This is a genomic window from Gallaecimonas sp. GXIMD4217 (assembly GCF_038087665.1).
GTDB lineage: Bacteria > Pseudomonadota > Gammaproteobacteria > Enterobacterales > Gallaecimonadaceae > Gallaecimonas.
Genome location: NZ_CP149925.1, coordinates 748914 through 769539 on the forward strand (window position 1 = coordinate 748914; position 20626 = coordinate 769539).

The following is a 20626-nucleotide window of genomic DNA, read 5'->3' on the forward strand; positions in this document are numbered from 1 at the left end:
GTCTTACTTGGTGGTGGCTTCGGCGCGGCCGACCAGATCGGCGGCGTGGTTCATCACGTGGAAGACCAGGCTCTGCTCGTTGGTGCCCTGCACCAGGGCGGCGCCGGGGCCGCGGGCGAACACCGCCACGTCTTCACCGGCGTGGCTCTCGCTGTCCTTGGGGATCAGCGCTTCCTGGTGGAAGTCCGGGTGCTGGACGTTGACGCCGTGCAGATCCTTGCGGCCCACGTCGATGTCCATGCCGTAGCGGTTGTCGCCGGCGCCAAACTCGGCAAAGCCCATGCCGTTGTAGTAGCCGACGGCGGTGTAGGGCATGCCGTTGGCGTCCAGGGCCGGGCCCGAGACCGGCTCGCCGCGACCGTCGTTACCCTGGACCAGGCCCAGGATGGGGTTGCCGCGGGTCGGGTAGCCGGCAATGGTCATCACGTGGCCGTGGTCGGCGGTGACGATGATCAGGGTGTCCTCGGCGCTGGTGTTGTCCATGGCCACCTTGACGGCCTCGGCCAGGGACAGGGTGTCTTCCATGGCGCGGTAGGCGTTGCCGGCGTGGTGGGCGTGGTCGATGCGACCGGCCTCGACCATCAGGAAGTAGCCCTTGTCGTTCCTGGACAGGATCTCCAGGGACTTCTTGGTCATCTCGGCCAGGGTCGGCTCGCCGGCCACGTCGTCACGGATGTCGGTGCTGTACTGCATGTGGGAGCTGTTGAACAGGCCCAGCAGGTGGTCGGTGCTGGCGGCGTCTATGGCGTCGAAGCCGGCCTTGTCCCAGACGTAGGCGGCGTTGTCGTACTTGGTGGTCCATTCGGCGGTCAGGTCACGGCCGTCGCCGCGCTTGCCGGCCTTGCCCTCGCCGTCGGTGACGGTGCTGGGGAGAAATTCGCGGCGGCCGCCGCCCAGGGCCACTTCGATGCCGTTGCCGTAGTTGAAGTCGATCAGCTGGCTGGCGATGTCCTTGCAGCCGGTCGCTTCGGCGGGCAGCTTGGTGTCGTTCTCCCAGTTGCGATCCGGGGCCACGGCATAGGTGGCGGCCGGGGTGGCGTGGGTCAGGCGGGCGGTGGACACCACGCCGGTGCTCATGCCGGCCTCTTCGGCCAGTTGCAGGGCGCTGACCAGCTCGTGGCCGGCCACGGTGCTGCAGTCGCCGCGTTCGACCGCTTCGGCCACATTGATGATGCCGGCGTCGGTCTTGACGCCGGTCATCATGGCGGTCATGGTGCCGGCGGAGTCCGGGGTCTGGGCGTCGGTGTTGTAGGTCTTGGCGAAGCCCACATAGGGCAGGGTCTCGAAGCTCAGCTTGTGCTCCTCGCCGCTGTAGCCGAGCTTCTGGCCCTCGAAGATGCGGGCGGCGGTGATGGTGGACACGCCCATGCCGTCGCCCACGAACAGGATGACGTTCTTGGCGGAGCCCTTGGCCAGCTCGGCGACCCGGGCGGCGTTGTCGGTGACCACCAGCTGGCCGTCGTTGAACCATTGGTTGGCCAGGGTGAAGTCGCCGGCGGGCTGCTCGGGCACCGTGGGCTTGTCGGGCTCGGCCGGGGTGCTGGTGGCGGTGTCGTTGTCACAGGCCGCCAGGCCCAAGACGGCGGCCATGCTCAGGGCAATGAGGTTCTTGTTCATGTTCTACTCCGCAAATCAGTAAGAGGTGCCGCCCAGTTCCAGGGCTTGGTTGATGACGTGGAAGACGACGTTCTGCTCGATGGCGCCCTGCACCAGCTGGGCGCCGGGGCCCTTGGCGTGCAGGCTGATGTCTTCGCCGGCGTGGGTTTCGGAGCTCATGGGCACCAGGGCCTGCTGCATGAAGTCCTTGTCTTGGGTGTCCACCTCGCTCAGGTCGGCGCGCTCGCCGTCCACGGCGCCGGGGCCGTTCTGGTAGCCCAGGGTGGTGTAGGGCTTGCCGTCGGCGGCCAGGGACAGGCTGCCGTCCTGGTTCTCGACCAGGCCCAGGATGGGGTTGCCGCGGCGGGGATAGCCGCCGATGGTCAGCACGTGGCTGTGGTCGGCGGTGACCAGGATCAGGGTGTCGTCACCGGCCTTGTCGACGGCGGCCTGGACGGCCCTGGCGAATTCCACGGCGTCGGTCAGGGCGCGGTGGGCATTGCCGGCGTGGTGGCCATGGTCGATGCGGCCGGCTTCCACGGTCAGGAAGTAGCCGTTGTTGTTCCTGGCCAGCAGATCCATGGCCTTGGTGGTCATCTCGGTCAGGGAGGGCTCGCCGGCGGTGTCGTCGGCGCGGTCGGCCTCGTATTCCATGTGGGAGCTGTTGAACAGGCCCAGCAGCTTGTCGGTACCGGCCGGGTCGATGGCGTCGAAGCCGGCCTGATCCCAGACATAGGCGGCGCCGTCACGGCTGGCCCACTCGGCGGTCAGGTCGCGGCCATCGGTGCGTCTGCCGGACTTGCCTTCGCCGTCGGTGACTTCGGCTGGGATGAAGTTGCGGCGGCCGCCGCCCAGGGCCACGTCGATGCCGTCGCCATGGGGGAAGTCAATGAGTTGGGCGGCGATGTCGGTGCAGCCCAGCTGCTTGGCTTCGGCGGGCAGCTGGCCGTCGTGCTCCCAGCCGCGCTCCGGTACATGGGCGTAGGTGGCGGCCGGGGTGGCGTGGGTCAGGCGGGCGGTGGAGACCACACCGGTGGCCAGGCCCTTCTGTTCGGCCAGTTCCAGGGCGGTGATCAGCTCCTGGCCCCGGGCACTCTGGCAGTCGCCGCGCAGGGCGTCCTGGGTCACGGAGATGAAGCCGGCCTTGGACTTGACGCCGGTGACCATGGCGGTCATGGTGCCGGCGGAGTCCGGGGTCTGCTGGTTGGTGTTGTAGGTCTTGACCAGGGCGGTGTGGGGGAATTTCTCGAAGGACAGCAGGTGCTCTTCGCCGCCGTCGGGGTTGCTCTGCTGGCCTTCCAGGATGCGGGCGGCGGTCAGGGTGGAGATGCCCATGCCGTCGCCGACGAACAGGATCACGTTCTTGGCCTTGGTGGCGGGGGCCTGGGCACTGGCCTTGTCGGCGGCCAGGGCGGCGCCCTCGGTGAACCAGGGGCTGGCGGTCTGGTGGGCGGGCAGCACGGCGGCCTGGGCACCCAGGCTGGCGCCGAACAGGGCGGCGCAGATGCCGTGGTAGAGCGCAGAGTGTTTCATTGTCATTCCTTTTGAACTGTCCTTGCCGGGCAAGGATGAAGATGCAAGTTGTGGTAAAAAGGCGGGGCCATTAAAAGGGAAGGGCATTGCAGATTTATTAAAAATTTATGTAATTCAGAATGTTACATTTTGATGTCGGAGGGATGACGGATGAGCGTTAAAGTCTGGGACGGCTTTGTCAGGACTTATCACTGGGCCCAGGTGGCCCTGTTGGGGCTGTGCTGGTACAGCGCCGAGCAGGGCCTGATGGACTGGCACCAGTACAGCGCCCTGGCGCTGCTGGGGCTGTGGCTGGGGCGGCTGGCCTGGGGGCTGCTGGGCTCGGAAAACGCCCGCTTTGGCCATTTCGTTCGCGGCCCCAGGGCCGTGCTCGCCTATGTGCGGGGCGAGCGGCAACAGGGCAGTGATGGCCACAACCCCCTGGCCGGCTGGATGGTAGCCGTGCTGCTGCTACTGCTGGGGGGGCAGCTGGGCACGGGCCTCTTTGCCAGCGACGAGGTGCTCACCGAGGGGCCTCTCTATGGCCTGGTCAGCGAGGAAACCTCGGCCTGGCTCACCGAGCTCCATGAGCTCAACTTCAACCTGCTGCTGGGGCTGGTTGCCCTGCACGTGCTGGCGGCCCTGGCCCACCAGTTCAGGGGCGAGAACCTGATCGGCGCCATGATCACCGGTCGCAAGGCCGCCGAACGCAGCCCGGCACTGGGCAACGTGCTGCTGGCCTGGAGCTTGGTGCTGCTGGCCTGGGGTGGCCTCTACCTGTGGTGGGGCCGCCATATCGGCTGACAAAAAAAGGCGCCCTGGGGCGCCTTTTTCATCTTGACCGCCATCAGCGGTTCTTGAAGTCCTTGTGGCAGGCCTTGCAGTTCTTGGCCGCAGCCACGAAGGCCGGCTTGATGGCGTTCAGATCGCCGCTCTTGGCCTTGTCCAGCAGCGCCACCGTATCGGCCTGGAAGCCGCTCAGGCGCTTTTTGAACTCCTCGGTGTTTTCCCACACCTCGGCCCTGGCCTTGGTGTCGCCCTTATCGGCGCCCGGGTACAGGAAGCCTTCCAGGGGCATGTGGGACAGGGCCTTGAGGCTCTCGGCCCGGTACTGGAACTCCTCGGCGTTGAAGTCCTTCTTGCCCTTGACCATGGCGGCCATCTCACCGAAGTGCTTGGCAACCAGGGAGAACACGGAGCGGCGGTAGTCGATGGCTTCGTCCTTGTCGTCGAAGGCCTGGGCCAGGGGACTGGCCAGCAGGGGGGCGGCGAGGGCGGCCGCCAGGGCATACTTGCGCATCATTGTTATTCCTTTCAAGACATTGCCGTCTCTTTCTATCCCAGGCTTGGGGCCCGTGCAAGGGCAGCCCGGGACAGGACGCGCTCAGCTGCGATAAACGACCGTCAAAAAGTTGACGCGGCCTGGTGTTACGGGTAAGTTAGCAGTCAGACCTTGGCCGAGGCGCCTTCCAAGCCGGCGACTTTCGTTAAGGTTTTCAGCAAGTAGTCGAAATCTGCCAATTCAGACCCGGGCCACTTGCCCGGGCTTTTTTTAACTGCCGCTATGGCGTAGAATGGCAGTCGTACTTGGGGCCGATTAGGATTCGACGGGGATCACGAAACCCAAGGTGCATGCCGAGGTGCGGTTGGCCTCGTAAAAAAACCGCAAACAAATAGTCGCAAACGACGAAAACTACGCACTCGCTGCCTAATAAGCAGTAGAGAGCCCTTCCCCCTTAGCCCGCCTGTCGGCTTTGGATCAGGAAGGTCAAACCTGACAGGATCGCGTGGCGGCTTTGCCTGGAGCCAAAGCGTTAAAACCAATCAGGCTCGCTGCTTGATAGCCTGCCCCTCGGCGCTCAACGCAGTTAACTAAAAGAGACGGCTAAGCATGTAGTACCGACGGCGTAGGGTCAACGGACGGGGGTTCAAATCCCCCCGGCTCCACCAAACGCAAACAAAAACGCCTCCCAACCGGGAGGCGTTTTTGTTTGCGCTAGACGGTGAGCCCGGTGGGTGCCGAACCCCCTCGGGGTCACAAAATGGCAGGACAGCCATTTTGGAGCGCCGCAGGCGACCCCGTAGGGGCGAGGACCAGGGAAGGTCCGAGTCAAATCCCCCGGCGGTTGGCTTTCTCCGAAAAGTGACATACCTATGGGTTCACCGGTTTGCCGGGAGCAAACCGGAACGGCCGCAGGCCGGCCCCGAGCGTAGCGAGCGGGTGAGGCGCAGGGACGCGCCGAATAAACCCCCCCCGGCGTATTTCATTCCCGATCTTGGGTGGCTTTTGTCGTTTTTGGCCTTTGACGAAGAGCCCGGCGGGTGCCGAACCCCCATGGGTTCACCGGTTTGCCGGGAGCAAACCGGAACGGCCGCAGGCCGGCCCCGAGCGCAGCGAGCGGGTGAGGCGCAGGGACGCGCCGAATAAATCCCCCCGGTGAGTGGCTTCCTCCTTTTTCCGACAATTCACATAATCCCCATGGGCTCACCAATCGGCAGGATAACCGATTGGCATATTGCGCAGAATAAGTGCCAGAGATAGCGCCACTGAACGTCCCTATTTCCTGATATCGAACGCCAATGCTGCTATAGCTGGTGTACCCAAAGGTCTTCACTGACGATCGCCAGCGGCCTACCATGTTTTTCCCGGTAATCAACAGCCTTTAAGATTTTGTTTCCGAAGGTAGTGTGACGCCAGTCCCTCGAGCCGTGCAGCCCTACGACCAAGTAGTCCAAGTCGCGTTTTATCCCTGTCATTATGGTGCCACCGCGAAGGCGTACGGCTTCCTCGCACTTTGATCTGGTGCCAAACTGGAATCGTCCGGTAAAGCAAAAAGCGGTGCCGTTAAAGTCCAACTCGGCGTCATGATCCAGCGGCATACCGCTTGAGAGCCCAGAGACGGCACCGTGTTCCATTGGATTTCCGGTCAGGTCCTCCAGCATGAGGGTCAATGTACTGCGCTCGTCCTCGGTGATGACACCATCGGCGAGAATCATGCGTAAGGTACTGGCCAGCTCACTGCCTGGCCAGCGCTGGCAAGCTGCCGGATTCATCCTGAACCAGCGATCTAAGGCCCGGATCTCCTGATCGTTGACGATGCCGTCTGCCAATATGCCGCAGGCAATGCCTACCAGCTCATCCACTTGGTGTTCGTCGCATCCCAACTCAACATCCAGCCAAACGGGGTTCTCGGCAATGGCAGTGCATAGGTAAAGTAGCTCACTTCGTTCCTCATCATCGATAACCCTGTCTGAGACAATGTTATCGATGCGCTCGGCTACACAGGCGGTTGTCTTATGGTTTCGAATGGCCCAGGCATCGGCGAGCCAAGTGGTGAGGTAAGCGAGTTCGGCATTGTTGAGCTTCTTATCAGCTGTAATACCTTTTAGAAGACCTTTCAGTGTATCGAACGCCTTGCGACGGTTATTTCGGAAGTTGATACCAAAGCTGCTCGGTTGACCATGCGGGTTCAACTCGATGTTCATGTGGACCTCCATGTCACTGATAATTGGGCACAAGACTAAAAGTGGTTCTTGGAGACGTCTTTCGCAAGCCAAGGGTGGATGGCCTCTAATCCTGGTTGTTTGACAAAGCATTGACAGCAGCAACCCTTGAGGCTTAGCTGACCCCATGTGCACCGTCGTGATCCTGCGCCGGCCCGGCCATGATTGGCCGGTGCTGCTCGGCGCCAACAGAGACGAGATGGCCGACCGCCCCTGGCGGCCGCCGGGGCGGCATTGGCCCGGGCTGCCGGGCGTGACCGCCGGCCTGGATGTGCTGGGCGGCGGTACCTGGCTCGGGCTCAACGACCAGGGCCTGGTGGCCACTGTGCTGAACCGGCCCGGCTCCCTGGGGCCGGCCAGGGGCAAGCGCTCCCGGGGCGAGCTGCCGCTGAAGGCCCTGGCCCATGACAGCGCCGACGCTGCCGTCCGGGCTCTTACGGCCCTCGACGGCGGCGGCTATCGGCCCTTCAACCTGCTGCTGGCCGACCGCCATGGCGCCTACTGGCTCAGGGGCCTGGGCCAGGGGGCCATCAAGGCCCGGGCCGTGCCGGAGGGCCTGTCCATGCTGACCGCCCATGACCTCAACGACGTCGAGAACAGCCCCCGCCTGGCCGCCAACCTGCCGCGCTTTCGGGCCGCGCCCGTGCCGGAGCCTGGCCGGGGCGACTGGCGGGCCTGGCAGGGGCTGCTGGCCGAACCGGGCCGGCTGCCGCCGGATCCGGCTCGCTTTCACATCAGGCCGGACGCGATGCAGGTGACCAGCTCGGTGGGCTTCGGCACCCTCTGCTCGGCGCTCATTGCCCTGCCGGCCACCGGCAAGCCGCTCTGGCTCAATGCCGACGGTCCGCCGGACAGCAGCCCTTTCCAGGCGGTGCCGTCCTAACCCCTCCGATCTCTTGTGCCGCCATTTGCTGCCACACTGCTGTTTCCAAAACACTTTTTTGAGGAAGCCCATGGCCGACAACAAGGGCGATCGCCGGGCCGTATGGAGCTGGGCCTTTTACGACTGGGCCAACTCCGCTTTCGCCACAGTGGTGCTGGCGGGTTTCTTCCCGCTCCTTTACCAGGATTTCTGGAACCAGGGGGTGTCGGTGACGGAGGCCAACCTGCGCCTGGGCTGGACCAATGCCGCCGCCTCCCTGGTCATCGCCCTGATCGCCCCCTTTATCGGCGCCCTGGCCGACCAGGCCGGCGCCAAGAAGAAGCTGTTGCTGCTGTTCGCCGGCGCCGGCATGGTGGCCACCGCCGGCCTGGCCAGCGTGGGCCAGGGGGACTGGGCCTGGGCCTCTGGCCTGTTCGTGCTGGCCACCATCGGCTTTATGGGCGCCAACCTCTTCTACGATGCCCTGCTGATGAGCGTGGCCCCCCAGTCGAAGTGGCATTTCGTGTCCGGCCTGGGCTTCGGCCTGGGCTACCTGGGCGGCGGCCTGCTGTACCTGGGCTGCGTGCTGGCGGCCCTGAACCCCCACTGGCTGGGCCTGGCAAGCGGCACCCAGGCGGTGCTGGGCTCGTTCTGGGTCACCGCGCTGTGGTGGGCGCTGTTCACCATCCCCCTGGCGCTCTGGGTGCGCGAGCCCAAGGCGTTGCAGGCGTCCGAGCAGGGGCTGTGGCGCGGCAGCCTGGGCCAGGTGTTCAGCACCCTCAAGCAGCTGCGCCGCTACCGCAGCGCCGGCCTCTTCCTGCTGGCCTACTGGCTGTACATCGACGGCGTCGACACCGTGGTGCGCATGGCGGTGGCCTACGGCCGGGCCCTGGGCTTCGAGCGCTCGACCCTGATCCTGGCGCTGCTGCTGGTGCAGTTCGTGGGCTTTCCGGCCGCCATCGCCTTTGGCTACCTTGGCGAGCGCATCGGCCCCAGGCGCGGCATCTACATCGGCCTTTTCGTCTATGTGTTGGTGTGCATCTGGGCCGCCTTCATCAGCGCTCCCTGGGAGTTTTTCGTGATGGCGGTGCTGGTGGGCCTGGTGCAGGGCGGGGTCCAGGCCCTGAGCCGCTCCTGTTTCGCGCGGCTGATCCCGGCCGGGATGAGCGGCGAGTTCTTCGGTTTCTACAACCTGATGGGCAAGTTCGCGGTGCTGATAGGCCCGCCCCTGTTCGGCCTGTTCGGCACCTGGTTCGGCGACGTGCGCTATTCGATGCTGGCGCTGATCTTCCTGTTCCTGGCCGGCGGCGCCCTGCTGGCCCGGGTGCCGGCCTCGGCCCTGAGCGGCCAGCGTTAGCCCGCACCCGGCAGAATTTGTGAACTGTGCCAAACTTAGCTGTGCTTACAGGAACTTGTGGCAGTTTGCAGTCGCCATTGTCAATCAGAGGAGCGGATATGAAAAAGCAACTGACACTGGGCGCCCTGGTCCTGGCCACTGCGGTACTGGGCGGCTGTGCCAACACCGATCTGGAACGCCAGGTCGAGACCCTGTCCAACAAGGTCGATCAGCTTTCCAGCAAGGTGGATGCCCTGAGCGCCGACCACGGCGCCATGAACAGGGGCATCATGGACGCCAAGGCCGCCGCCGAGGAGGCCAAGGCCGAGGCCATGCGTGCCAACCAGCGTATCGACGCCATGTCGGGTTCGCGCTATTCCAAGTAACCCAACCATCCCAGACCAAGGGGCTCCAGCAGGAGCCCCTTTTGCGTTTTCAGGGGGAAACGGGCACCGGCAGGCCGCGCTGCTGTAGCAGCAGGCGGCGCACCAGGGCCTGATCGACTCCCTCGGCGGCCAGCAGCCTGAGCTGCTTGGGTGACAGCGTCAGCAGCTTGTCCCGGCCCGGCTCGCCCCGGCTCAGGGGCTCGTGCACCTCCAGGTAGAGACGGCCGTCCGGGCCATGGCCAAGCTTGACCGGCTGATCGAGGATCTGCACCAGGGTGCCGGCCTCGACCCGCTCGAACAGCTCGCCGATGTCCGGGTTTCTGAGCCGGATGCAGCCGGAGCTGATGCGGGTGCCCACCCCCGCCTGGCGGTTGGTGCCGTGGATCAGGTATTCACCCATGCCGAGCCCCAAACGCAGGGCAAAGGGGCCAAGGGGGTTGTCCGGGCCGGGCGGCACCACCTCCGGCAGAGTGATGCCGGCCTCCAGGTAGGCTTCGCGGATGCCGTCCGTGGGGGTCCAGCTGGGCTCGGCATGCTTGGCGACGATGCGGGTACGGCCCAGCGGCGTGCTGCGGCCGATGCGGCCGATGCCGATGGGGTAAACCTGCACCTGATCCTGTTCGAACAGGTAGAGGCGCAGTTCGGCCAGGTTGATGATGATGCCGTCCCTGGGGCCCTGGGGCAGCAGCGTCTGGCTGGGCAGCACCAGCCAGCTGCCTGGCGCCGGCAGCAGCGGGTCGACACCTGGGTTGGCGGCGATCAGGTTGAGCACGCTGAGATCGTGGTCCCGGGCGATGGCCTCGAAGTGGTCACCTGGCTTGACCAGGTAGGCGCCGGGGGCGCCGATGAGATCCCCTGTCTCGGGCAGGGGGTAGGGCGCCCCCCAGGCCGGCAGGCAGCACAGCAGCAGTATCCGTATCCAGCGCATTCCGGCCTCCACTTCGAACCTGAATCGGTGATCTTGCCCGCTCTTGAATCTGGTGCAAGCGTCCCTATTATCTTTCCTGGCAATTCGCGTAATGCCTTGTTTTTAATTTAGTTGTTTCTGTTGCGACAGGACGTGAGAACAATGTTTTATTCGATGAACAGGCGCCAGGCCGTGGCCCGTCCTCCTCCCCGCCCGCCGCGTCGTCAGCCCAGGGTGGGATAGCGCGCCCACCTGCCCATCACATTTGGAGGACATCATGCTGGAAGTCAAACAACTGACCCGACGCTACGGCCAACAGCTGGCCGTGGACGGGGTCGATTTCACCATCCAAAGGGGTGAGATCGTCGGTCTGCTGGGCCACAACGGCGCCGGCAAGACCACCATCATGAAGATGCTCAGCGGCTATCTGGAACCGGACCAGGGCCGGATCCGCCTGGGCGGCATCGACCTGGCCGAGGATCCCAAGGCGGTGCAGCGGCAGCTGGGTTACCTGCCGGAGAGCCTGCCCGTCTACCCGGACATGACGGTGGCCGACTACCTGGATTACGCCGCCACCCTCAAGGGCCTGGAAGGGCAGCCCAAGCAGGCCGCCATCCGCAAGGCCCTGGCCGCCACCGATATCGGCGACAGGCTGCTGGCCCCCATCCACACCCTGTCCCGGGGCTACAAGCAGCGGGTGGGCGTGGCCCAGGCCATCCTGGCCGAGCCCAAGCTGCTGATCCTGGACGAGCCCACCAACGGCCTGGATCCGGCCCAGACCGAGCACATGCGCCGCCTGGTGCGCCGCCTGTCCCGGGACGCCACCGTGATCCTGTCCACCCACATCATGCAGGAGGTGGAGGCGCTGTGCGACAGGGTGCTGATCATCCGTAACGGCCGCCTGGCCGTGGACGAGCGCCTGGAGCGGCTGCGCCTGGCCAACGAGGTGGAGCTGGCCAGCGACTTGCCCCAGGCCGCCCAGCGCCTGGCCAGCCTGGCCGGCGTGGCCGAGGTGCGGGCCCTGGGCGACAACGGCTACCGGCTGGTGCTGGCCGAGGGCGCCTCGCAGCAATCGCTCTGCGCCGCTGCCGCCGCCCTGGTGGCCGAGGCCGGCGCCGCCCTCTACCGGCTGGCGCCGGTCAAGCGTGACCTCGAAAGCCTGCTGCGGGAAGTCAACCGGACGGAGGAGGTGAAGGATGCAGCCTAAGCAATCCCCCTGGCCCTGGCTGATGCGGGTGGCCGCCAAGGAGGCGCAGCAGTTCTTCGCCTCGCCCGTGGCCTACCTGTTCCTGGCCTGTTTCGCGGCCGTGACCCTGTTCGCCTTCTTCTGGGGCGAGGCCTTCTTCGCCCGCAATATCGCCGACGTGCGGCCCCTGTTCGAATGGATGCCGGTGCTGCTGATCTTCCTGGCCAGCGCCCTGACCATGCGGCTGTGGAGCGAGGAGCGCCGCACCGGCACCCTGGAGCACGTGCTGACCCAGCCGGTGCCGCTGTGGTGTTTCGTGCTGGGCAAGTTCCTGGGCTGCCTGCTGCTGCTGGCGGTGGCGCTGGTGATCACCCTGCCGCTGCCGCTGACCGTGGCCATGCTGGGGGATCTCGACTGGGGCCCGGTCTGGGCCGGCTACCTGGCCACCCTGCTGCTGGGCGCCTGCTACCTGGCGGTGGGCCTGTTCGTGTCCGCCCGCAGCGACAACCAGATCGTCAGCCTGATCACCGCCAGCGCCCTCTGCGGCGGCCTCTACCTGCTGGGCTCGCCGCTGCTCACCGAGCTGGTGGGCATCGAGGCCGGCCAATGGCTGCGGGCCCTGGGTACCGGCTCGCGCTTCGAGGCCATCGCCCGCGGCGTCATCGACCTTGGCGATCTCTATTACTACCTGAGCCTCACCGCCCTGTTCCTGGTGCTCAACACCTTGGTACTGGAGAAGGCCAGGTGGAGCCAGCAGGGCTGCGGGCGGCACCGGCTCTGGCACGGCGTCACCGCCCTGCTGCTGGCCAACCTGCTGGGCGCCAACCTCTGGCTGGGGCAGCTGCCGGGGCTGCGCCTGGATCTGACCGAGGGGCGGCTCTACTCCCTGTCCGAGGCCACCCGGGGCTACCTCAAGCAGCTGCGCGAGCCGCTGTTGATCCGCGGCTACTTCAGCAGCCAGACCCACCCGCTGCTGGCGCCCCTGGTGCCGAGGCTCCAGGATCTGCTGCGCGAGTACCAGGTGGCCGGCGGCGGCCAGGTGCGCCTGGAGCTGGTGGATCCGGCCCGGTCGCCCGAGCTGGAGGAGGAGGCCAACCGCCGCTACGGCATAGAGCCGGTACCCTTCCAGGTGGCCGACCGCTACCAGGCGTCCATCGTCAGCTCCTACTTCAATGTGCTGGTCCAGTACGGCGACGAGCACCAGCTGCTGGGCTTTCGGGATCTCATCGAGGTCAAGGCCAGGGGCGAAGGGGAGCTGGACGTGCAGCTGCGCAACCCCGAGTACGATCTGACCCAGGCCATCCGCAAGGTGCTGCGCAGCTACCAGGGGGGCGGCAACCTGTTCGACACCGTCAAGGGCGAGCTGGCCTTCACCGCCTACGTCTCTCCCGAGGCCCGGCTGCCGGAGCCGCTGGTGGCCTTCAGCGACGCGATCCGGGCGGTGCTCGACGACTACCAGGCCCGCTCCGGCGGCCGCCTCAAGGTGGACTTCGTCGACCCCGAGGCCGGCGACGGCGCCCTGGCCAGGCGGCTGGCCGAAGACTACGGCTTCCAGCCCCTGACCCAGGATCTGCTCAGCCGCGAGGGCTTCTACTACTACCTGACCCTGGCCCGGGACGAGCAGGTGGTGCAGCTGCCGCTGGGGGATCTCAGCCGCGAGGGCTTCGAGCGCAACCTGGAGGCGGCCATCAAGCGCTTCGCCAGCGGCTTCACCAAGACGGTGGCCCTGGTCGCCCCGGGCGGCTATGGCGGCGGCTTCAACGAGCTGGAGGCCCTGCTCGGCACCGAACTCAACGTGGTGCGGGAGGACATCGATGACGGCGTCGTCGGCGGCGAGGCCGACATCCTGGTGCTGGTCGCTCCCGAGCAGCTGGACGACAAGGCCCTGTTCGCCGTGGATCAGTTCCTGATGAAGGGCGGCACCGTCATCGCCGCCACCTCGCCGTTCAGCGCCGAGCTGGGCGGGCGCAGCCTGGCCATGGGCCGCCATGACGCCGGCCTTGCCGACTGGCTGGCCCACCACGGCCTGACCATGGAGGAGCAGCTGGTGCTGGATCCCCAAAGCGGCGCCTTCCCCATCCCGGTGACCCGGGATTTGGGCGGCTTCCAGCTGCGCGAGATCCGCATGCTCGACTACCCCTATTTCGTCGACGTGCGTGGCGCCGGCCTCAACGAGCAGCACCCGATCACCGCCCAGCTGCCCCAGGCCTGGCTGTCGCCGTCCCTGGACGTGCTGCCCGGCGCCGCCGGCTTCGCCCCCGAGGGCGAACAGGCCAGCCGGACCCTGGCCCTGGTGATGCAGGGCCGCTTCCAGTCCTATTTCGCTGGCAAGGCATCGCCGCTGCTGGCCAAGGCGGCCGAGGACGAGGCCGCCGAGGACGACCAGGAGCCGGGCCGCTTCGGCGCCGTGATCCAGAAGTCGCCGGCCTCGGCGCGGCTGATCCTGTTCGCGTCCAACGACTTCCTGCGCGATCAGGTGCTGCAGCTGGCCGGCGCCGTGGACGGCAACCGCTACCTCAACAGCCTGCAGCTGCTGGCCAACAGCGTCGACTGGGCCCTGGACGACGGCGGCCTGATGCAGATCCGCAGCCGCGGCCACTTCAACCGCACCCTGGTGCCCATGGAACATGACCAGCAGCTGTTCTGGGAATACCTGAACTACGGCCTGGCGGCGCTGTTGCTGGCGGCCCTGGCGCTGCTGCAGCGCTGGCGCCGGCAACGCCGAAACGCGGCCTACCAGGCCCTGCTGGCCAACTGAAGGAGGCAAAATGAGCAAGCTATCCAAGCTACTGGCCGTCCTGCTGCTGTTGCAGCTGGGCCTGGCCGCCGCCCTGTGGGGCCATGATCGCAGCGAACGCCACCAGCAGCAGGCCGGCCCCCTGCTGACCCTGGAGCGCAGCCGCCTGGACAGCCTGACCCTGTCCGGGCCGGACGGCAGCCTGACCCTGGTCCGCGAGGACGGCCGCTGGCGGCTGCCCGGGCTGGGCCAGCTGCCGGTCAACGAGCGCAAGCTGGAGCGGGCCCTGGATCAGGCCCTGGCCCTGGAGGCCGGCTGGCCGGTGGCCAGCACCGCCGCCAGCCATGGGCGCTTCAAGGTGGCCGAGGAGGGCTACGAGCGCCGGCTGAGCTTCAAGGCCGGCAACGACGAGCTGGTGTTGCTGCTGGGCAGCTCGCCGGCCTTTCGCCTCAGCCATGTGCGCCTGGCCGGCAGCGACGCCGTCTACCAGGGCGAGATCAGCGCCTACCAGTGGCCGCTGGCGGCCGAGGACTGGCTGGACAAGGGCCTGCTGGCCCTGGATCGGCTGACACGGATCCAGGGCGGCGATTTCGCCCTGGAGCACCGGGACGAGCAGTGGACCCTGGCCGGCGACGGCCAGGGTGACGCCACCGCCATCCAGGCCCTGGTCGGCAAGCTGCGTGGCCTGAGGGTCAGCGGCTGGCAGCCCGAGCTACCCGCCGGCGCCGAGTCGGCCGGGGAGCTGACCGTCAACCGCGGCGACCAGCAGTGGCACTACCGCTTCAGCCGGGCCGGCGACAGCCACTTCGTCGAACGCGGCGATCACCGGGGCGCCTTCACCCTGGCCAGCGGCGATTTCGACCGTCTGGCCCGGGCCAGCGCCGACAGCCTCAGCGCCAAGGAGGCGCCGGCTCCCGAGCCGGTGGAATGAGTCAAAAGGCCACCATGAGGTGGCCTTTTTTCATTGCTTGAGCCGGTAGCCGGTGCGGAAGATCCACCACAGCAGGACAAGGCACAGCACCAGGAACAGCAGCACCATGCCCAGGCTCAGGGCCAGGTTGACGTCCGCCACCCCGTAGAAGCTCCAGCGGAAGGCGCTGATCAGGTACACCACGGGGTTGAACAGGGTCACCTGCTGCCAGAAGGGCGGCAGCATGGAGATGGAGTAGAAGGTGCCGCCCAGGAAGGTGAGGGGGGTGATCACCAGCAGCGGGATGATCTGCAGCTTCTCAAAGCCGTCGGCCCAGAGGCCGATGATGAAGCCGAACAGGCTGAAGGTGAGGGCGGTAAGCAGCAAAAAGGCCAGCATCCAGCCGGGGTGGGCTATCTCGAAGGGTACGAACAGCCTGGCCGTGGCCAGGATGATAAGACCCAGGATCAGCGACTTGGTGGTGGCCGCTCCCACATAGCCTATCAGGATCTCCAGCGGCGAGATGGGCGCCGAGAGCACCTCGTAGATGGTGCCGGAGAAGCGCGGCATGTAGATGCCGAAGGCGGCGTTGGAAATGCTCTGACTCAGCAGCGACAGCATCACCAGGCCGGGGATGATGAAGGCGCCGTAGCTGATGCCGTCTATGGCTATCATCCGCGAGCCGATGGCGGCGCCGAACACCACGAAATAGAGGGTGGTGGACAGCACCGGCGCGGCGATGCTCTGCATCAGGGTGCGGCCGGTACGAGCCATCTCGAAACGGTAGATGGCCTTGATGCCGTGGATGTTCATGCCACCTCCTGGGCTTGTCTTGTGGCGGTCACAGCCGCCTCGAAACGGTAGCTGGCCTTGCTCTCGTGGCTGTTCATGCCCTGCTTCCCTTGACCAGGCTGACGAAGATCTCCTCCAGGGAGCTCTGGCTGGAGCGCAGATCCTTGAAGTCGATGCCGTGCCTGTCCAGGCGCCTGAGCAGCTCGGCGATGCCGGTATCCTCGTGCTGGGCGTCGAACTGGTAGGCCAGCTCCAGGCCGTCGTCGGACAGGGCCAGCCGGTAGTCGGCCAGATCGGCCGGCAGCTCGGCCAGGGGCTGCTGCAGGGTCAGGCGCAGCTCCTTGCGGCCCAGCTTTTCCATCAGCTGGTGCTTGTCTTCCACCAGGATCAACTCGCCCCTGTTGATCACCCCCACCCGCTCGGCCATTTCCTCGGCCTCCTCGATGTAGTGGGTGGTGAGGATGATGGTCACCCCGCGCTGTTGCAGGCCCTTGACCATGGCCCACATGTCCTTGCGCAGCTCCACGTCGACCCCGGCGGTGGGCTCGTCCAGGAACAGGATGTCCGGCTCGTGGGACAGCGCCTTGGCGATCATCACCCGCCGCTTCATGCCCCCGGACAGGGTCATGATGCGGGCGTCCTTCTTGTCCCAGAGCGACAGATCCCTGAGCAGCCGCTCTATGTAGGCCGGATCCGGCGCCTTGCCGAACAGGCCGCGGCTGAAATTGACCGTGGCCCACACCGACTCGAAGGCGTCGGTGCTGATCTCCTGGGGCACCAGGCCGATGCGGCGCCGGGCCGCCTTGTAGTCGTGGATGATGTGCTGGCCGTCCACCCGCACGTCGCCGGCGCTGGGGTTGACGATGCCGCAGATGATGCTGATCAGGGTGGTCTTGCCGGCGCCGTTGGGACCCAGCAGGGCGAAGAGCTCGCCCTTGTTGATGGTCAGGTTGACGCCCTTTAGGGCCTGGAAGCCGGAGCCGTAGACTTTGTCGAGATTCTCGACCTGGATGATGGCGGACACGAAACATCCTTGTGTTGAGATCCTTACCCATGTTGTGCCCTATCTGGCGCCGCCTGGCAACAGTCCCGATCAGAGCCGTTGCTGGCGGCGGTAGCGGCGCTGCAGCTCCGCCCAGCGGCTGAGCCGGGCGCTGTTGCCGACCCTGATACCCCGGCCGCGGCGGTCGGCCAGCCAGTAGCCCCGGCTGTTGAAGGTGTACACGGGCAGCAGATCCGGCCTCTGGTCGGCGGGGACTATGGCGTCGGTGAGGTTGTCCAGCAGCAGCGGCACGGCATCCGGCTGCTGGTAGTAGGCCAGCACCATATGGGCGCGGCCGGCGCCGCTGACCTTGACGTAGAGCAGGCGCAGCCGCTCGACGGGAATGCCCAGGGCGCGCAGGGCAAAATACTTGGCGATGCTGAAATCCTCGCAATCGCCACCGCCGGCCTCCAGGAATTCCAGGGGCGTGGCCCAGTGATCCCAGCGGCTCCAGTTCTGCCAGTCCTCGTAATAGGCAAAGCCGTTGATGGCATTGTTGACGGCGGCGAGCAGCTGGCGTTCGTCCAGGTGCCGGTAGCGGCTCAGCAGCTGGTGCCAGTGACGGCCCTGGCCGGACAGGGCGCCTGCGGTGGCGGGCTCGAGGGGTTCGGCATCGAGCCATTCCAGCACGGGCGGGGCCAGCAGCAGCGTCCAGAGCAGCAGCTGGCCGGCAAGACAGTGCCCCCTCTCGACAGCAAACACGAGGCACCTCCATACGACCCGCGGTCGGATGGTGTCGTCGCCCTCTCCCTGCCAACAAAGTTGGACAACGGCAAGGCCCGTTTATTCCGGGGAAAGGGGGCTACAGGGCCTCGGCCTGGCTGTGGAGGTGCAGGCGCCGGCGCAGCCACCGGGCCAGGGCGTCGACACCGATGTTGAGGGTCGCCGCGGCCAGCAGCAGCACCAGGGCGCGGTCGAAACGGAACTCGGCGAAGGCCGAGTCGATGAAGAAGCCCAGGGTGGGGATCCCCAGCATGCCAAGGATGGCGGTTTCGCGGATGATGGTCTCGAAGCGGTACAGGCTGTAGGCCAGAAAGGAACGGTACAGCCTGGGCAGCACCTCGAAGCAGTAGCGGTTGAGGCCGGTGGCGGCGTCCTCGCGAAGCTTTAGGGCGTCGGCATGGCGGCCCACCAGGTGGGCGATGATGGCGCCATTGTGCAGCCCCAGGGCCAGGATGGCCGGCAGCATGCTGGGCCCCCACAGCAGCATGCCGACGAAGGCCAGCAGGTATTCGGGCAGGGAGCGCATCAGCACCAGCAGGAAGTGGCTGGCACTGCGCCGGGCCGGGCCGCCGAAGTGGCGGCTGATGGTGGGGAACCAGGCCAGGGCCAGCAGGCCGGTGGCCAGCAGCGCCAGCAGCGACAGCACCAGGGTATTGGCCAGGCCAGGCCAGAGCTGATGCCGCCAGAGTTCGGCCAGCCAGGGCAGCAGCTCGGTGCCGCTGCGCAGCGGTGCCGGCACCAGATCGTGGCCGATGAAGTTGGCCACCAGGGTCCAGTTGAGTTCGGCCACGGGCGGCAGCCAGCAGAGCGCCGCCAGCAGGTAGAGGGGCACCAGGGCCGGCCTCAGCCACCATCTCAGGGTGGCGATGATCAGCAGCAGGGCGTAGAAGTAGCTGGCGCCTTCGCCGTAGTGGCCCTGGCGCAGCAGGGACTCCAGGTGGTAGCCCAGGGTCGGCAGGCCGATGAAGCCCAGCACCGCCGAGCTGCGGATGCCGCACTCCAGGCGGTAGGCGGTGTAGCTGGCCATGTGCCGCAGGCTCTGGGGCACAGTGGTGAACAGGGCCAGGGACAGGCCGCCGCCCCCAGGGGGCAGGGCCGCCCTGGGGGCGGGATCGGCCTCCTCGAACAGCTCGCCGTAGATCTTGGCGAAGGTGCCGGCATAGGGCAGGGCGATGGCCAGTACCCCGGCCGGGGCCGACAGGCCCACCAGCTGGATGAACAGCAGGGCCCAGAACAGCTCGTGGATGGCCCGCAGCCCGGCCGCCAGGCGCCTTACCCAGCCGCGCCGGTAAGCCAGGGCCAGGGCCAGCCCCAGGGCCACGCCCAGGGCCACCCCCTGCAGGGCGAAGGCCAGGGTGTTGGCCAGGGCCTGGAACAGCAGGCCGGGGGAGGGCAGGGTCGGGCTGAGCAGGCCCTGGCCCAGCCGGCCCAGCTCCAGCCAGGGATCCTGGGTGGAAACGTGCAGGTCGGCCCAGGGCAGGCACAGCAGGGCCAGCACCAGGAACAGGACACTGGTATTGACCATGGAGGGGGAGCGGCCGGTGCGGGATGCGGGCATCAGGCGTAGAGGGTCAGCAACTGCTGGGCGCTGAAGTCGCCGCTGGGGCCGTCCAGGGCGATCCGTCCCTGCTTGAGGCCGATGATGCGGTCACAGTGGCGCAGCGCCAGCTCCACATCGTGCAGGGCCAGCACTACCGTCTGGTGGCGTTGGCAGATGAGGGCCAGCAACCGGTCGGCCTGCTGTTCGTCCAGGGCCGACACCGGCTCGTCGCCCAGGAACACCGGGCGCTGCTGGTACAGGGCCCGGCCCAGACTGACCCGGCTCTGCTGGCCGCCGGAGAGCCGCTCCGCCCTGTGCCAGAGCCGGTGGCCCAGGGCCAGTTCGTCGGCCAGGGCGGCGATCTCGGCCCTGGGGCCGGCCAGGGGGCGGATCAGGTTGGCCAGGTTGAACCAGAAGGGATAGCGGTGCAACCGGCCCATGTAGATGTTGTGGAAGGCCGACAGCATGGGTACCAGGCCGGGTTGCTGGGGGCACCAGGCCACCTGCTCCGGCCGCTGCTGGCGCAGTTGGCGCAGCAGGGTGGACTTGCCGGTGCCGGACTGGCCCAGCAGGGCCACCTTTTCACCGGCGGCCAGCTCCAGGGTCAGATCTTCAAGCACGGCCTGGCCCTGGTAACCCAGCTCGGCCCGGTGCAGGCGAAAGAGGCCGGCCTCCAGGGTCATTGCTGGGGATCCATGATGCCGATGGCCACGGCGGTCTCCTGGATGGGGCTGTAGTCGTGGTTGCTGGCGGGAATGAAGCCGCTGCGGGGGAAGGCGGCCAGCAGTTCGGGCGCTGTCATGGCCAGCAGTGCCTGCTTGACCCTGGCGGTGAAGCCCGGGCCGAAGCGTGCGTCCACGTCGCCGCGGATGGTCCACTGGTAGTCCGGGTAGCTGGGGGTGGTCCAGATCACCCTGACCTTGCTGGGGTCAATCTTGCCGGCGGCCAGCTCGGCGTCCCAGACCGCGTAGTTGACGGCACCGAGCTGGTAGGCGCCGGACTGGACCAGGGCGATGGTCCGGGAATGGTCACCGGAGAAGCCGACCCGGGAAAAGATCTGCTCCGGGGCCTGGCCGAACTGCTGGCGCAGGTAGAATTCCGGCATCAGCCGGCCCGAGGTGGAGCCCTTGGAGCCGAAGGTGAAGCTCTTGCCGGCCATGGCCTTGGGGAAGGCGTCGCCGGCCTCGAGACCGGTGTCGGCATGGGCGATGAAGTAGCTCTTGAAGGCGGTGTCTTCCACGCCCTGGGCGATGGCTTGGCTGCCGGGCACCAGCTGGCGGGCCTGGACGCCGGTCAGGCCGCCGAACCAGGCCAGCTGCACCTGGTCGTTGCGAAAGGCGCTGACGGCGGCCGGGTAGCTCTTCACCGGCACGTATTTCACCTCCACGCCCAGCTCCTGGCTGAGGTAGGAGGCGACCTTGCCGAAGCGCTCGTTGAGCTGGCGCTCGTCCTGGTCGGGGATGGCGGTGAACACAAAGGTCTCGGCCTGGGCGGCGAAGGCGGCCAGGCAGAAGGTCAGCAGGCTGACGAATTTTTTCAAGGGAGGCTCCCAGGTAGTGGTTCCGTGGCGGCGCCTAGTATATCCAAAAGTGG

18 protein-coding genes and 1 other RNA gene are annotated in these 20626 nt (G+C 66.7%); 8 read left to right on the forward strand and 11 right to left on the reverse strand.

Annotated elements, in window-relative coordinates; genetic code table 11:
* Nucleotides 1-3 precede the first annotated feature (3 nt).
* Nucleotides 4-1617 (reverse strand): alkaline phosphatase, encoded by a 1614-nt coding sequence (locus WDB71_RS03745; protein ID WP_341503299.1) that lies wholly within the window; start codon nt 1615-1617, stop codon nt 4-6.
* A 15-nt stretch (nt 1618-1632) separates the two neighbouring features.
* The gene (locus WDB71_RS03750) at nt 1633-3129 is read right to left on the reverse strand and encodes an alkaline phosphatase (protein ID WP_341503300.1); all 1497 of its coding nucleotides are present in this window, start codon (nt 3127-3129) and stop codon (nt 1633-1635) included.
* Nucleotides 3130-3279: 150 nt separating this feature from the next.
* On the opposite strand from WDB71_RS03750, the gene WDB71_RS03755 reads away from it, so the two are divergent.
* A complete protein-coding gene (locus tag WDB71_RS03755; RefSeq protein ID WP_341503301.1) occupies nt 3280-3912 on the forward strand; it encodes a cytochrome b/b6 domain-containing protein in 633 nt (210 codons plus the stop codon).
* Between the two features lie 43 nt (nt 3913-3955).
* On the opposite strand, the gene WDB71_RS03760 is transcribed toward WDB71_RS03755, so the two are convergent.
* A complete protein-coding gene (locus WDB71_RS03760) occupies nt 3956-4411 on the reverse strand; it encodes a cytochrome c (RefSeq protein ID WP_341503302.1) in 456 nt (151 codons plus the stop codon).
* Nucleotides 4412-4697: 286 nt separating this feature from the next.
* Here WDB71_RS03760 and ssrA point away from each other — a divergent pair.
* Nucleotides 4698-5058, forward strand: a transfer-messenger RNA (tmRNA) gene (ssrA, locus tag WDB71_RS03765).
* 636 nt (nt 5059-5694) lie between these two features.
* On the opposite strand, the gene WDB71_RS03770 is transcribed toward ssrA, so the two are convergent.
* Nucleotides 5695-6594, reverse strand: a complete 900-nt coding sequence (locus WDB71_RS03770; RefSeq protein ID WP_341503303.1) for a BRCT domain-containing protein — start codon at nt 6592-6594, stop codon at nt 5695-5697.
* Nucleotides 6595-6739: 145 nt separating this feature from the next.
* Here WDB71_RS03770 and WDB71_RS03775 point away from each other — a divergent pair, with 145 nt between their 5' ends.
* The 3 genes from WDB71_RS03775 (at nt 6740) to WDB71_RS03785 (ending at nt 9196) form a co-directional block, all read left to right on the forward strand.
* Nucleotides 6740-7495 carry an NRDE family protein gene (locus WDB71_RS03775; protein WP_341503304.1) on the forward strand — a complete coding sequence of 252 codons (756 nt, stop codon included), beginning with the start codon at nt 6740-6742 and terminating at the stop codon, nt 7493-7495.
* A 70-nt stretch (nt 7496-7565) separates the two neighbouring features.
* Nucleotides 7566-8831, forward strand: coding sequence for an MFS transporter (locus tag WDB71_RS03780; protein ID WP_341503305.1), 1266 nt, complete (start codon nt 7566-7568; stop codon nt 8829-8831).
* 98 nt (nt 8832-8929) lie between these two features.
* Nucleotides 8930-9196: an Lpp/OprI family alanine-zipper lipoprotein gene (locus WDB71_RS03785; RefSeq protein ID WP_341503306.1), complete on the forward strand. Its 267-nt coding sequence runs from the start codon at nt 8930-8932 to the stop codon at nt 9194-9196.
* 49 nt (nt 9197-9245) lie between these two features.
* Here the strand turns inward: WDB71_RS03785 and WDB71_RS03790 are convergent, their stop codons facing one another.
* Nucleotides 9246-10124 carry a L,D-transpeptidase family protein gene (locus tag WDB71_RS03790; protein WP_341503307.1) on the reverse strand — a complete coding sequence of 293 codons (879 nt, stop codon included), beginning with the start codon at nt 10122-10124 and terminating at the stop codon, nt 9246-9248.
* 256 nt (nt 10125-10380) lie between these two features.
* Here WDB71_RS03790 and WDB71_RS03795 point away from each other — a divergent pair, with 256 nt between their 5' ends.
* From WDB71_RS03795 to WDB71_RS03805, 3 genes are read left to right on the forward strand one after another with little or no spacing between them, the layout of a single operon-like run.
* Nucleotides 10381-11310, forward strand: a complete 930-nt coding sequence (locus WDB71_RS03795) for an ATP-binding cassette domain-containing protein (protein WP_341503308.1) — start codon at nt 10381-10383, stop codon at nt 11308-11310.
* On the forward strand, nt 11300-14047 hold the full coding sequence (locus WDB71_RS03800) for a Gldg family protein (RefSeq protein WP_341503309.1): 2748 nt from the start codon (nt 11300-11302) through the stop codon (nt 14045-14047). Before WDB71_RS03795 ends, WDB71_RS03800 begins: the two co-directional genes overlap by 11 nt.
* A gap of 10 nt (nt 14048-14057) precedes the next feature.
* Complete coding sequence (locus tag WDB71_RS03805) at nt 14058-14957, forward strand: DUF4340 domain-containing protein (RefSeq protein WP_341503310.1); 900 nt, start codon at nt 14058-14060, stop codon at nt 14955-14957.
* Between the two features lie 30 nt (nt 14958-14987).
* Here the strand turns inward: WDB71_RS03805 and WDB71_RS03810 are convergent, their stop codons facing one another.
* From WDB71_RS03810 to WDB71_RS03835, 6 genes are all read right to left on the reverse strand, one after another.
* Nucleotides 14988-15749: an ABC transporter permease gene (locus tag WDB71_RS03810; protein WP_341503311.1), complete on the reverse strand. Its 762-nt coding sequence runs from the start codon at nt 15747-15749 to the stop codon at nt 14988-14990.
* A gap of 73 nt (nt 15750-15822) precedes the next feature.
* Nucleotides 15823-16752, reverse strand: coding sequence for an ABC transporter ATP-binding protein (locus WDB71_RS03815; RefSeq protein ID WP_341503312.1), 930 nt, complete (start codon nt 16750-16752; stop codon nt 15823-15825).
* A gap of 69 nt (nt 16753-16821) precedes the next feature.
* Nucleotides 16822-17472, reverse strand: a complete 651-nt coding sequence (locus tag WDB71_RS03820) for a transglutaminase-like cysteine peptidase (RefSeq protein ID WP_341503313.1) — start codon at nt 17470-17472, stop codon at nt 16822-16824.
* Nucleotides 17473-17572: 100 nt separating this feature from the next.
* Complete coding sequence (locus WDB71_RS03825) at nt 17573-19051, reverse strand: hypothetical protein (RefSeq protein WP_341503314.1); 1479 nt, start codon at nt 19049-19051, stop codon at nt 17573-17575.
* Entirely contained in the window at nt 19051-19716 is a 666-nt protein-coding gene (locus tag WDB71_RS03830) for an ATP-binding cassette domain-containing protein (RefSeq protein WP_341503315.1), read from the reverse strand. The genes WDB71_RS03825 and WDB71_RS03830 overlap by 1 nt, the downstream gene beginning before the upstream one ends.
* Nucleotides 19713-20573, reverse strand: a complete 861-nt coding sequence (locus WDB71_RS03835; RefSeq protein WP_341503316.1) for a putative selenate ABC transporter substrate-binding protein — start codon at nt 20571-20573, stop codon at nt 19713-19715. The genes WDB71_RS03830 and WDB71_RS03835 overlap by 4 nt, the downstream gene beginning before the upstream one ends.
* Nucleotides 20574-20626: the final 53 nt, after the last annotated feature.